Origin of the sequence: Burkholderia sp. AU30198 (assembly GCF_020419825.1) — a bacterium.
Lineage (GTDB): Bacteria > Pseudomonadota > Gammaproteobacteria > Burkholderiales > Burkholderiaceae > Burkholderia.
Window position 1 is genome coordinate 56793 of record NZ_JAIZSA010000019.1, and the last position, 13320, is coordinate 70112.

8 protein-coding genes are annotated in these 13320 nt (G+C 67.3%); 4 read left to right on the top strand and 4 right to left on the bottom strand.

From position 1 onward, the window contains the following. Positions 1-16 precede the first annotated feature (16 nt). Entirely contained in the window at positions 17-1042 is a 1026-nt protein-coding gene (locus tag LGN19_RS31875) for a transporter (RefSeq protein WP_122946591.1), read from the bottom strand. Between the two features lie 206 nt (positions 1043-1248). After that, positions 1249-2223, bottom strand: coding sequence for a phage tail protein (locus LGN19_RS31880; RefSeq protein WP_226219216.1), 975 nt, complete (start codon positions 2221-2223; stop codon positions 1249-1251). 121 nt (positions 2224-2344) lie between these two features. Here LGN19_RS31880 and LGN19_RS31885 point away from each other — a divergent pair, with 121 nt between their 5' ends. From LGN19_RS31885 to LGN19_RS31900, 4 genes are all read left to right on the top strand, one after another. Beyond that, complete coding sequence (locus LGN19_RS31885) at positions 2345-3190, top strand: M15 family metallopeptidase (protein ID WP_122944338.1); 846 nt, start codon at positions 2345-2347, stop codon at positions 3188-3190. Between the two features lie 301 nt (positions 3191-3491). Next, a complete protein-coding gene (gene tssM / locus LGN19_RS31890; protein ID WP_226219218.1) occupies positions 3492-7439 on the top strand; it encodes a type VI secretion system membrane subunit TssM in 3948 nt (1315 codons plus the stop codon). After that, on the top strand, positions 7436-8425 hold the full coding sequence (gene tagF, locus LGN19_RS31895; RefSeq protein WP_226219220.1) for a type VI secretion system-associated protein TagF: 990 nt from the start codon (positions 7436-7438) through the stop codon (positions 8423-8425). The genes tssM and tagF overlap by 4 nt, the downstream gene beginning before the upstream one ends. A gap of 4 nt (positions 8426-8429) precedes the next feature. Beyond that, a complete protein-coding gene (locus LGN19_RS31900) occupies positions 8430-9392 on the top strand; it encodes an OmpA family protein (RefSeq protein WP_226219222.1) in 963 nt (320 codons plus the stop codon). An 81-nt stretch (positions 9393-9473) separates the two neighbouring features. On the opposite strand, the gene tssA is transcribed toward LGN19_RS31900, so the two are convergent. Then, on the bottom strand, positions 9474-10595 hold the full coding sequence (tssA, locus tag LGN19_RS31905) for a type VI secretion system protein TssA (protein ID WP_226219224.1): 1122 nt from the start codon (positions 10593-10595) through the stop codon (positions 9474-9476). A 41-nt stretch (positions 10596-10636) separates the two neighbouring features. Continuing rightward, the gene (gene tssH, locus LGN19_RS31910) at positions 10637-13306 is read right to left on the bottom strand and encodes a type VI secretion system ATPase TssH (protein WP_226219226.1); all 2670 of its coding nucleotides are present in this window, start codon (positions 13304-13306) and stop codon (positions 10637-10639) included. Positions 13307-13320: the final 14 nt, after the last annotated feature.

Sequence of the window (13320 nt, forward strand, 5' to 3'; positions counted from 1 at the left end):
CGACGCAGCGCCGGTGCTAGCGGTCGTTGCGCCGGCGGAACGCCCACCACGCGGCGAGCGCCGTGAAGCCCGCGACGAGCAGCACCATCAGCCAGAAGCCGTGCTTGTTCTCGGAGAACGGCACGCCGCCGACGTTCATCCCGAAGAAGCCGGCGACGATGTTGATCGGCAGCGCGATCACGGTCACGAGCGTCAGCGTGAACAGCGTCCGGTTGTTCTGCTCGTCGAGACGCGAACCGATCTCTTCCTGCAGCAGCTTGATCCGCTCGTTGAGCCCGGCCAGATCGACGAGCACCAGCGAGAACTCTTCGGTCGACTCGCGCAGCTCCTGCACGTCTTCCATGTGCAGCCACGCGGGCGGCTTCGCGAGCAGCCGGAAGATCGACCCGGGCTCGGGCGCGAGCATGCGCTGCAGGCGCGTCAGCGTGCGGCGCATCGCGCCGAGCTCGATGCGGCTCGACGTGAGCCGCTGCGACAGGAAGCGGTCCTCGATGCGATCGACGTCGACGCTCGTGCGCCGCATGATCTGGATCAGCAGGTCGGCCTGGTCGCGCAGCAGGTGGACGAGCAATTCCGCGGGCGACCTGAACGCTTCGCCATCGCGCACGCACGCGCGCAGCGTGTCGACCGAGCGCAGCGGCTTGAGCCGCGCGGTGACCATGATGCGCCGCTCGACGTGGACGAACAGCGTCGCGATCTCCGACGGCGTAAGTTCGAGGTTGAACATCACGTCGTTGACGATCGCGCGCAATGCGCCGTCTTCCTGCTCGATGCGCGTCGAGCGCGACCCTTCGTGGAGGAATGCGAAGAAGCTGTCGGGCAGCCCGAGATGCGTGCGCATCCAGCGCTCGCTCGCGCCGTGCGCGAGATTGAAGTGCAGCCAGACGAAATCGCCCGATCCGGCATCGTGCTCGCGGCACGTGCGCAGCCACGTGGCGGCCGAGTCCGCATCGAGCGTTGTGCCGGATCCGCCGGGTACGAAGCGGAATCCACACACCATGCCGGACGTATCGGCGCCGTAAGTCTGTACGATCAGGTCCATCGTGTAGAAGGTCGTGCGGCGCGCGGCGCGCCGCACATGGCGGGTCGCGCGCCCGCGCCGGAAAAGGAAAGGAGACGTATGCCCGACGGGCATGACGCGCCGGTGACAGCGTCACGCCGCATCATACCGGCACGATTGCGTGCCCCCAAAGCAACGCGCCGCCCAACGGGCGGCGCAGGTGCGGCGGACGGCATGCACGAGACGCGTTACTGCCGCGTCTCCGACTGCGCGGCGCTCGGGCACGCGGGATCCTTGCCCCAGTGGCCTTCGCAGACGCGCCAGCGGCACAGTTGATCCTCGAAGAAACCGCGCTCCGAACACTCCTTCACGCGCGACGCCAGCGAGCCGGTCGTCGCGGCCGTCTTGGTCGGCACGGCCTGCATCTTCTGCGCAGCGAGCTTCTTGTCGGCCGGCTTCGTGCGCGCGACGAGCGCCGCGAGCAGATCCGCATCCGGATCGTCTTTCCCGCCAGCCTTCCCGGTACGGGTCGGCGTGGCGTCGCGATGCTTCTTCGCCTGCGCGAGCTCGGCCTGCTGTTCCTTGTGATGCTTGCGGGCGTCAGCCTTCGCATCGACCTTCGTGTCGGTCTTCGCATCGGCCTTGCCACGCGCCGCGACCTTTGCGCCCCTCGCGGTGTCGGCCTTCGCGGCCTTGGTCGTCGCAGCGGCAGCAGCGGCAGCGGCCGCACCGGCCGTGGCCGCGCCCGATGCGTCATCGGCGCCATTGGCGAGCGCGCGCGACAGGCGGCTGTTGTCCGCGGCAGACGCGGACGATGCGGATGCAACGGTTCGGGACGCCGCGTCGTCGTTGACGATCGTGGCCGGTTGCACGGCGGATGCGGCGGACGCGGCATTCTGTGCGACCTGCACGGCGGCGTCGCTGGCCACTGCGGCCTTCGCCGGTGCAGCCGCTGCAGGCGCGCCCTCGGCCGTGACGATGGGTGCCTGCTCGGCCGAATGCTGCACGCGCCACGCGCCCCAGCCCCCAACGGCAACCACCAGGGCCACGACCGCGGCGATCGGGGCCTTCAGCGAACGGCGCGGCGGTTCGGCCGGCGGCGTGACACGTCCTTCCAGATTCGCGAGAATGCGCGACTGCTGAGCTCTTCCGTCGCCTGCCGGTTTGGTATCGGACAGCAGGCTGGGCGGAGATTTCGAATTTGAATTTTCCGGCGCACTCATTCAGCGTCTCATTGAATCCTGGTTTAATTCACCGCGATAATATAGCCCGGCCTCTCGAAGCAGCCTGATTCTAAGAGCAAGCATTGCAAAACACAATCAATTCCAATTTCCGGGGATTTCATTGATTGCCGTCGCACTCGTCGCCTATTTCGCCCTTGCCGTAGCGGTTGCGGCACTGTTGCTTTTACCGGGTATCCGCGCGACCGTTTTCGAATCCGTCGCCCAGTTTCACGGCCGTCTCACGCGCCGTGCGAACGATCGCGCCACGCGTACGCGAAGTCAGATTGTTAAATCGGCAAGCGTTACGCGCGGTGCTTTAAACGACGTGCAAAATTTACTGATTCGGCGGCGCTTGATGATTATGGTATCGGCAGGTATTCTTGCGACGCCGCCATTGGTCGCCATTGCGTTACGCGGCCGGCAATTGTTCCAGTACGACGACACGGCGCGCGTGCCCGACGAGAAGATCGCCGCGCTGCTGCAGGGCGAACAACTCGTGCCGCCCCCGCCGCTGCCGCCGGAAGTCTTCGCCACCAAGGAAGTCGAACAGGTACGCCCGGCGCTGAAGGATGCGAGCCGCGACTGGAACCTGCTGGATCCGGATTTCCGTACGCGTTTGCTGCTGGTCTACAAGATCATGCACGAACAATATGGTTATGAAATGGCGTTGCTGGAAGGTTATCGGAGCCCGGAACGGCAGAACCGGCTCGCGCAGATGGGCGGTAGCGTGACCAACGCGGCGGCCTTCCAGAGTTATCACCAATTCGGGCTGGCGGCCGACAACGCATTCCTGCGCGACGGCAAACTGGTCATTTCCGAGAAAGATCCGTGGGCGATGCGCGGCTATCAGTTGTACGGCCAGGTCGCCGAACAGGTCGGCCTGACCTGGGGCGGCCGCTGGAAAATGATGGATCTCGGGCACGTGGAATACCATAAACCCGGTTTTAAACTGGGACGCGGCAGCTAGCCAAGGCTGCCGGACAGGAAATAATGAGGGCGGCATGGGGCTTTTTAATATCCCGGCAGGAAACGATATGGGCGGCGCAAAAAATCATGCATTCCGGTGCGCGATTTTTTCCGGCCGCCGCTTCCGTTTTAAATCTCACAGCGTCCTTTCATTAATGCGCGCGCCTTCTCCGATGCCGCGGGCGCATTGATGCCAGCCCCCTTCATCCCGTTTGACAGCGTGGCGACACATCGCGGCGCCACCCTTGCCGCTCGGCGCGCCTGCGTCGCCTCACCGAATCGCACCGGAACCTGAACGTCCTATGCAACGCATCCTCAACGTGCTGACTCATCCGCGTACGCTCTCGATCGTCGGGATCGTCGCGCTAGCGGCCATCCTCTTCATCGTCGCCGACATGCTGCAGCTGCCGCTCCTGTGGGCGGCGATCGCCTTTGCAGCGATCCTCGCGCTGTGGCTCGTCGTCGCGCTGGTGCGCCGCTGGCGCGTGAAGCGCGCGAACCAGCAGCTCGGCCAGGTGCTGGAAGAGCAGGCGGAAACCGGCAAGATCGCCGCGCCCGCCGCCGCCGCGCTCGCGCCCGACTCGAAGACCGCCGACCTCGACGTGCTGCGCACGCGCCTGTCGGACGCGGTGAAGACGATCAAGACGTCGAAGATTGGCCAGGTGTCGGGCGGCTCCGCGCTGTACGAACTGCCGTGGTACATCGTCATCGGCAACCCGGCCGCGGGCAAGAGCAGCGCCGTGCTCAATTCCGGCCTGCAGTTCCCGTTCGCGGACAAGAACAGCGCCGTGATCCACGGCATCGGCGGTACGCGTAACTGCGACTGGTTCTTCACGACCGAGGGGATCCTGCTCGACACGGCCGGCCGCTATTCGGTACACGAGGAAGACCGCAGCGAGTGGCTCGGCTTCCTCGGCCTGCTCAAGCGCTATCGCCCGAAGGCGCCGATCAACGGCATCATCGTCACCGCGAGCATCGCCGAACTCACCGGCAACCGCCCCGAATTCGCGATCAACCTCGCGAAAAACCTCCGCCAGCGCGTTCAGGAGCTGACGGAGAAGCTCGAAGTGTTCGCGCCGGTCTACGTGATGTTCACGAAGACCGACCTGATCACCGGCTTCACCGAATTCTTCAGCAGCAGCGACAAGCACGAGTACGACCGCGTGTGGGGCGCCACCCTGCCCTACGAGCCCGACGACAAGCGCGACGTCGTCGCGCAGTTCGATACGCACTTCGAGGAACTCTACGAAGGGCTGAAGGAGATCAGCGTCGCGCAATTGTCGCTGTCGCGCGGCAACCAGCTGTCGCCGGGCCAGTTGAGCTTCCCGCTCGAATTCTCGACGATCAAGCCGTCGCTGCGCGCGTTCCTCGCGACGCTGTTCGAGAACAACCCGTTCCAGTACAAGCCGATCTTCCGTGGCTTCTACTTCACCAGCGCGCTGCAGGAAGGCGAAACCAACAGCGCGGCCGCGCAGCGCATCGCGCACCGCTTCGGCCTCGACGGCGCCGCGCTGCCGAAGCCGCACAGTGCGTTCTCGAAGAACGGCTTCTTCCTGCGCGACCTGTTCTCGAAGGTGATCTTCGCGGATCGCCAGACGGTGCGGCAGTTCGCGAGCCCGACCAAGACACGGCTGCGCTACGCAACCTTCTTCGGCTTCGTGGCGGCGCTCGCGCTCGCGCTGGGCGGCTGGACCTGGTCGACGATCGGCAACCAGCAGCTCGTCACGAACGTGCAGGCCGACCTCGACAACGTCACGCGCCTGCAGCAGGGCCGCAACGACCTGCAGTCGCGCCTGCAGGCGATGGACATCCTCGAAGACCGGATCGAGCAGCTCGAGCAGTTCCGCCGCGACAAGCCGCTGTCGGTGTCGCTCGGCCTGTACCAGGGCGACCGTCTCGAGCAGCACCTGCTGACCGAGTATTACAACGGCGTGCGCCAGATCCTGCTGGCCCCGGTGTCGCAGAACCTCGCGTCGTTCATGAAGGACGTGAACGCGCACCCCGAACAGCTCGTCCCGATGACGCGCCCGCCCGAATCGGGCGCCGTGCAGGGTGGCACGATGCCGGTCTCGACCAACGCGGCAGGCGCCGCGCCGCAGGCCGGTGCCGCACTGGCCGCGTCCGGCACCGCACCCGTCGCAGCCGCGCAGCAGCCGGCCGCGCCGCAAGGCGGCCTCTACAGCGATGCGTCGCCGACCAACGTGCAGGACGCGTACAACGCGCTCAAGACGTACCTGATGCTGTCCGACAAGCGTCACGTCGAGCAGGCGCACCTGACCGACCAGCTCGCCCGCTTCTGGCGCGGCTGGCTCGAGACGAATCGCGGCAACATGCCGCGTGACGAGATGATCAAGAGCGCGGAGCGCATGATCTCGTTCTACCTGTCCCGCGTGAATGACGACGACTGGCCAATGATCGACGCGAACCTCGCGCTCGTCGACCAGACCCGCGAGAACCTGCGCCACGTCGTGCGCGGCATGCCGGCCCGCCAGCGCGTGTACGAGGAAATCAAGGCGCGCGCGTCGACCCGCTTCGCGCCGATGACCATCGCGCGCATCGTCGGCGACGGCAACCAGGGGCTCGTGGCAGGCAGCTACGCGATTCCGGGCACGTTCACGCGCGAAGCGTGGTTCGACTACGTGCAGCCGGCGATCCGCGACGCGGCGACCAAGGAACTGCAGGCGAAGGACTGGGTGCTGAACACGTCGACGCAGGACGACCTGACGCTCGAAGGCAGCCCCGAGCAGATCCAGAAGACGCTCGTCGGCATGTACAAGACCGAATACGCGCAGCACTGGCAGAAGTTCATGCAGGGCATCGCGGTGCAGGGCTTCAGCAGCTTCGGCCAGGCCGTCGACGGGATGAACCGCCTCGGCGACCCGCAGGACTCGCCGATCCGCAAGATCCTCGAGACCGCGTACGACCAGACGTCGTGGGACAACCCGTCGCTCGCGAACGTGGCGATCAAGAAGGCGCAGACGGGCGTCGTGAACTGGGTCAAGCAACTGTTCTCGCGCTCGCAGGCCGGCCAGGTGGCGGCCGCCAACATCGACATCAACGGCAATCCGGCCGAGGTGCCGATGGGTCCGATCGGCCAGGAGTTCATCGGGCTCGCGCGGATCGTCGCGACGCATGACGGCACGTCGATGCTCAAGGGCTACATGGATTCGCTGTCGAAGGTCCGCACGCGCTTCAACGTGATCAAGAACCAGGGCGACCCGGGCCCGGGCGCGCGCCAGCTGATGCAGCAGACGCTCGACGGCAACGGTTCGGAACTCGCCGATTCGCTGAAGCTCGTCGACGAGCAGATGCTGACGGGCCTCACCGATTCGCAACGCAAGTCGCTGCGTCCGCTGCTGGTGCGGCCGCTGATGCAGGCGTTCGCGGTCGTGATCCAGCCGGCCAGCGCCGAAGTCAACAAGGTGTGGAACGCGCAGGTCTACCAGCCGTTCCAGAACTCGCTCGCGACGAAGTACCCGTTCGCGGCGAGCGCGAAGGTCGAGGCCGGCGCCGGTGAAATCGCGCAGGTGTTCGGTCCGGACGGTTCGATCGCGAAGTTCGTCGGCACGACGCTCGGGCCGCTCGCGGTGCGCCGCGGCGACACCCTCGCCGCCCGCACGTGGGGCGACATGGGCATCGGCCTCACGCCGGACTTCACGAACGGCTTCGCACGCTGGGTCGCGCCGCTCGCCGGCGGGGCGGCAGGCAGCGCCGCCGCATCGTCCGAGCCGCAGACCGTGTTCCAGATCCTGCCGCAGCCGAGCACGGGCACGACGGAATACACGATCGCGATCGACGGCCAGCAACTGCGCTACCGCAACACGCCGCCGCAGTGGACCAACTTCGTGTGGCCGAACCCGCAGGGCTCGCCGGGCGCGACGCTGTCCGCGACGACCTTCGACGGCCGCACGGTGCAGCTCGTCAACGAGCCGGGCCGCTACGGTCTCGAGAAGCTGATCAACTCGGCACAACGCAAGCGCCGTCCGGACGGCACCTTCGACCTGACGTGGGTGCAGGGCAGCGTGAACGTGTCGGTGACGATGCGCATCATCAGCACGTCGCAGCCGTCCGGCGGTGGCGGTGACCAGCCGCAGCAGCAGAGCCTGCGCGGCCTGCAGCTGCCGTCGTCGGTCGCCGACGCGAGCGCGGGCGCCGCGCAGAACGCGACCCAGTCCGCCGGCACGGGCACGCCGGCCGCAGCGCCGGCCGTCGCGGCCGCCAACGCAACGAATGCCCAGGGGGCGCAATGACGCAAACCGTACAGGCGCAAATCGCCTACTTCGGCAAGATTCCGTCGCGCGGCGACTTCGTGAAGAGCCCGCACAACCCGCAGTTGCTGCAGACGCTCGACCGCTGGATCGCACAGGCGCTCGAACTGCTCGCGGAAGATCCGCGCTGGAAGCTCGTCTACGAGGAGGCGAAGCCGATGCATTTCGCGTTCCTCGGCTCGCGCAGCAGGCTCGCGATCGCGGGCCACATGGTCGCGAGCCACGACGTGTCGATGCGCCGCTTCCCGTTCCTCGGCGCAACCGCACTCGAGGTCGACCGGCCGCTCGCGTTCCTCGCGCGCAGCCCGCTCGCCTTCGCGCGGCTGTGGTCGCGCGTCGCCACGCAGATCCCGCCGCTGCTCGGCAAGGACGAGCCGCCCGGCGCACTGCAGGCGCTCGGCGACACGCAGGTGCCGATCGACGTCGGCGGCCCCGGCACGTCGCATGACGGCACCTTCAACGATTTCGTCGAACACCAGTCGCTGTACGGCCTCCAGGAGATGCTGCTCGAAAGCGGTCATCCCGTGCGGCTGCGCGGCGCGATGCTCGCGCTCGGCTCGCTGCTGCGGCCGGTGATGCAGAGCGGCTCGTCGCATATCGAGCGCGGCCTCACGCTGCCGCTGCCGGTCGATCCGTTCTACCGCAGCCTCGTCGCCGCGTTCTGGCTCGAACTGATCGCGCCGTTCGTCGCGCAGGCCGACTTCGAGCTCGCGATCTTCATCGGCACGATCGCCGAGCGCGAACGGCTCATCATCGGCTTCAACGGTGCGTCGGCAAAGACGCTGCTGAGCGTCGTCGACCCGCAGACCTACGCCGCCCACAACATCGACATCGACGATCCCGAGTGGATCGACGCCCATGCGCAAAACGATCACCAGATCAGCAAGCTCGTCAGCTACCTCGACCAACCGCAACTCTCGCTGCGCGTCGCCATCGACGCGTTCCGCGAAGCGTTCATCGGAGGCTGACGGGATGCATCGCACGATTCACGACCGGCGCACGCGCTTTTCGGCCGCGCTCTCGCCCGCCGTCGCCACCTTCCTCGCTGCCGGGCTGTTCGCCAGTGGCGCGGCCTTCGCGCAGAACACCGGCGCGACCGTCACGCCGGTCGGCAACGGCACGGTCACGACGACCGCACTGTCCGCGAACACCGGCGCCGCACCGGGGTCGGCCTCCGGCGCCGTCATCCACGGCACGGCCGGCACCGCGAGCACCCTCACGCCGCCGCCCGCGACCGCGACGCCCGGCCAGGTGGTCGTCGGCGGCAAGGTGCCCGACGAGGCGACCAAGGCCGCCGTGCTGCAAAAGCTGCGCGACACCTACGGCGCCACGAACGTCGTCGACCAGATCGAAGTGGGTGACGTTGCAACGCCGCCGAACTGGAGCGCGAACGTGCAGAAGCTGCTCGGCGCGCAGCTCAAGCAGATCAGCAAGGGGCAGTTGAAGATCAACGGCACGCAGATCGAGATGAAGGGTGAGGTGCACAACGAAGCGCAACGCCAGCAGCTCGCGAGCGACATGGCGAACACGCTGAACCCGACGTACACGATCAAGAACGGGCTGCGCGTGTCGGCGTCCGAACAGGGCGTGCTCGACCAGACGCTCGCGAACCGGACGATCGAGTTCGAGACCGGCAGCGCGACGCTCACGCCGCAGGGCAAGCTGATCCTCGACCAGATGGCGGCCGCGCTCGCGAAGATGCAGAACCGCACGGTCGACATCATCGGCCACACCGACAACTCGGGGAACCGCACGTCGAACATCGCGCTGAGCCAGGCGCGCGCGGATGCGGTGAAGGGCTACCTGATCACGAAGAGCATTCAGCCGCAGCAGATGACCACGACGGGCGTCGGGCCGGATCAGCCGATCGCGCCGAACGATACGGCGGATGGGCGGGCACGGAACCGGCGGATCGAGTTCCGGGTGGGGCAGTAACGGACGGCACAGGTTGCTCCACGAGGCGCAACCTGGCGCGGGATAACGGGCGGCTGCAGCGATGCGCCGCCCGTTTTGCGTTTACGACTGCTCGTCGGGCCGCACGCCCAGCAGCTCGCGAATATGCGACAGCGAGCCGTCGTCCTTGACGACGCTCTCGAGCCACTTGTGCAGCGGCATGTCGGCCCATTCGGCGGCCTTGTCGGCGAGATAAGCGACCGGGCTGTGCGGCTCGGTCTGGCGGAAATAGCGGGCGACCGCGCGCAACTGGTCGACGGCCTGCGCACGGTTCTGGATGCCGGCGATCATCTGCGGCACCGGGGCGCGCGGAACGGGCTGCGGCTGCACGTGAGTCTCCTCCGTCTGGATCGGGTTGCCGAACACCGGCTCGATGCGTTCGGGCTGCGCCTGCGATGCCGACTGCGTGTGCGGCGCGCTGCCCGTGTAGCCCTGCTCGCGCGCAAAGCGCTCGGCGAGCCGGTAAACGGTCTCGAACGCGTCGCGCGCCTGCCGGAAGCTCGGCGCCGAATCGCCCGCGCGCTCGACGAGCCGTTCCTCGAACGCATCGAGCGCGAATTCGAACGCCTTCAGGTTCGCGAGCAACGCCGTGTAGAACGCGATCGACGTCACGCGCCGCGACGAATCGATCTGCTCGATCGACGGCTTGCCGCGCGCGATCTCGTCCGCGTGTTCGGGGTCGCGCTTGATGGCCTGCGCGACGTGCTGCGCCACTTCCCAGTCGAGCGTGCTGAACGCGTTCGATGCGCCGTCCGTCATCGGCACCGCGCGCAGCAGCTCGGCCGTGCGGCCGGACAGCCACGCAACGTTGCCGAGCCGGTGCTCGATGTCGTCATCTTCGGGCAGCGGGTGTACGGTGTCCCAGAAGTCGCGGCACAGGCCTTCGAGCAACGCATAGCCTTCGGTGAGGCCGGTGATGCCGTCCTCGAGCGCGAGCGCCTCGGTCAGCCACACGGCGAGCCGCAGGTCCTTCGTGCGCGTGCGCAGCAGCGCGCCCGCATGGTCGACCACGAAGCCCCAGTCGGCCTCCTTGATCTCGGTCACCCATTCGCCCTGGTCGAGCGTCGGATCGTCGTAGCGCCGCGCGTCCTGGATCGCGTCGAATTCGTTCGAAAACAGCAGGTCGTCGCCGCTGGGCGACGCATCGCTGATCGGCGTCAGCAGCTCGGGGAGATTGATCGGCATGGTTCGGTCAGTTCATCAATGCTTGTGTTGCGCGGCCGCGCTCATTCGACGGTGTACGTGAATTCGCCGGCCTCGTCCGCGCGCACCGCGATGCGCGCGATGGCCTCGCCGTCGGCGATCCGGCCGAGCACGTGGCCCGCGATCTCCGGCAGCAGCGTGCCGTTCAGGATGTGGTCGACGTTGCGGGCGCCCGAATCGACCTCGGTGCAGCGCGCGAGCACCGCATCGACGAGCGATTCGTCCCATTCGAACGCGGCCTTGTGGTTCGCTTCGATCCGGCGGCGGATCCGTTCGAGCTTCAGCTCGATGATCTCCGCCAGCACGTCGTCGGAAATCGGGTAGTACGGCACGACCTTCATCCGCCCGAGGAACGCGGGCTTGAAGGTCTTGTACAGCTGCGGGCGCAGCGTCTCGGCAAGCGCATCCGGATCGGGCAGTTCCTCGGCCGGCTTGTTCAGGCATGCCTGCATCACCGCGGCGGACCCGACGTTCGACGTCAGGATGATCAGCGTGTTGCGGAAGTCGATCTCGCGCCCTTCCGCATCGTCCATCGCGCCCTTGTCGAACACCTGGAAGAACATCTCGAGCACGTCCGGGTGCGCCTTCTCGACCTCGTCGAGCAGCACGACGGAATACGGGTTGCGGCGCACGGCCTCGGTCAGCACGCCACCTTCGCCGTAGCCGACGTAGCCCGGCGGCGAGCCCTTCAGGCCCGACACGCTGTGCGCTTCCTGGTACTCGCTCATGTTGATCGTGACCATCTTGCGCTCGCCGCCGTACAGGATGTCGGCCAGCGCGAGCGCCGTCTCGGTCTTGCCGACGCCCGACGGCCCGACGAACATGAACACGCCGCGCGGCTTGTTCGGATCCTCGAGGTTCGCGGTCGCGGTGCGCACGCGCTGCGCGATCGCGTCGAGCGCATGGTCCTGGCCGATCACGCGCGCGGTGAGCAGCGGCTGCAGGTTCAGCACGGTGTCGATCTCGTCCTTCACCATCCGGCCGAGCGGAATGCCCGTCCACGCGGCGACGATCTCGGCGACCACGTGGCCGTCGACCTGCAGCGGCACCATCGGCTCGCCTTCCTGCACCAAATGCAGCGCCGCGACGCATTCGGTGAGCTTGTCGCGCGCCAGCTGCACGTCGAACGGCTTGCCGTCTTCCGACGGGCCGCGCGCCTTGTCGAGCGTGTCGCGCAGTACGGTGATCTCGGCGACAATCGCGCGCTCGGCTTCATAGCGCGCCTCGTCCTTCGCAAGTTGTTCGAGCGCCGTGTCGCGCGCCCCGCGCAGCTCGCCGAGCCGCTCGTCGTGCGACGCGCCGCCGGCCGCCTCGCGCTCCAGCGACGCGATTTCCGCATCGATCCGCTCGATGCGCTTCTTCGTGTCGTCGATCGCCGCCGGCGTCGCGCTGTGCGCGAGCGCAACCTTCGCGCACGCGGTGTCGAGCACGCTGATCGCCTTGTCCGGCAACTGGCGGCCGCTGATATAGCGGTGCGACAGGCGCACGGCTTCGGTGATCGCGTCGTCGAGGATCCGCACGTTGAAGTGCTTCTCCATCAGGCCAGACATCCCGCGCAGCATCGCGGCCGCGAGCGGCTCGCTCGGCTCTTCGACCTTCACGACCTGGAAGCGCCGCGCCAGCGCCGCGTCCTTCTCGAAGTACTTCTTGTATTCGCTCCACGTCGTCGCCGCGATCGTGCGCAGTTCGCCGCGCGCGAGCGCCGGCTTCAGCAGGTTCGCCGCATCGTTCTGGCCGGCCTGGCCGCCCGCGCCGATGATCGTGTGCGCCTCGTCGATGAACAGGATGATCGGGTGCGCGCTCTTCTTCACCTCGTCGATCACACTCTTCAGGCGGTTCTCGAACTCGCCCTTCACACTCGCGCCGGCCTGCAGCAGCCCCATGTCGAGCACGTGCAGCGCGACGCCGCGCAACGGCGGCGGCACGTCGTCGGCCGCGATGCGCAGCGCGAGGCCCTCGACGACCGCCGTTTTGCCGACGCCGGCCTCGCCGGTCATGATCGGATTGTTCTGGCGGCGGCGCATCAGGATGTCGATCGCCTGGCGGATCTCGGCTTCGCGGCCGATCACCGGGTCGATCTTGCCGTCACGTGCGCGCTGCGTGAGGTTGGTCGTGTACGTGTCGAGCGCGGGCGTCTTCGACGGGCCGGCCGCGGGTGCCATGCCGTCGGCGGTCGGCGCGACGTCGCTACCTTCGTCGTCCGCCTGACGCGGCTCGGCTTCGCTCGAGCCGGCCATGATCTCGTCGAACTTGTGCTTCAGGTCCGTCACGTTCATTTCCGCGAACTGCGACGACATCCGTTGTGCGAACTGCGCGAGATCGGGCGCGGTCAGCAGCGCGAGCAGCAGGTGCCCCGAACGGATGCGGCCGAGCTGCGAGTCGAGCGACGCGATCAGCCATGCCTGTTCGAACAGCGCGATCAGGTGCACGGAGAACACCGGCGTGCGCGTGTTGCCCGTCTTCAGGCGCGTCAGTTCGCGCTCGAGATCGGCATGCAGCGCGTGCGGATCGACGCGGCTCGCGCGCAGTGCGAGCGGCAGGTCGCCCGTCGCTTCGTCGAGCAACGCGAGGAACAGGTGCTCCAGATCGACTTCGTAGTGGCCGCGCGCCAGGCACGCGCTTGCCGCACGCTCGGTCGCGTGGCGGCACAGCGGGTTCAGTTTCGTGATCAGGGTCTTCAGAGGCGTGCTCATGGCGTCGATCTCAG

Coding starts and splice junctions, on each gene's coding strand:
- LGN19_RS31875 (WP_122946591.1), bottom strand. CDS start 1,042: ATGGACCTGATCGTACAGACTTACGGCGCCGATACGTCCGGCATGGTG.
- LGN19_RS31880 (WP_226219216.1), bottom strand. CDS start 2,223: ATGAGTGCGCCGGAAAATTCAAATTCGAAATCTCCGCCCAGCCTGCTG.
- tssM (WP_226219218.1), top strand. CDS start 3,492: ATGCAACGCATCCTCAACGTGCTGACTCATCCGCGTACGCTCTCGATC.
- tagF (WP_226219220.1), top strand. CDS start 7,436: ATGACGCAAACCGTACAGGCGCAAATCGCCTACTTCGGCAAGATTCCG.
- LGN19_RS31900 (WP_226219222.1), top strand. CDS start 8,430: ATGCATCGCACGATTCACGACCGGCGCACGCGCTTTTCGGCCGCGCTC.
- tssA (WP_226219224.1), bottom strand. CDS start 10,595: ATGCCGATCAATCTCCCCGAGCTGCTGACGCCGATCAGCGATGCGTCG.
- tssH (WP_226219226.1), bottom strand. CDS start 13,306: ATGAGCACGCCTCTGAAGACCCTGATCACGAAACTGAACCCGCTGTGC.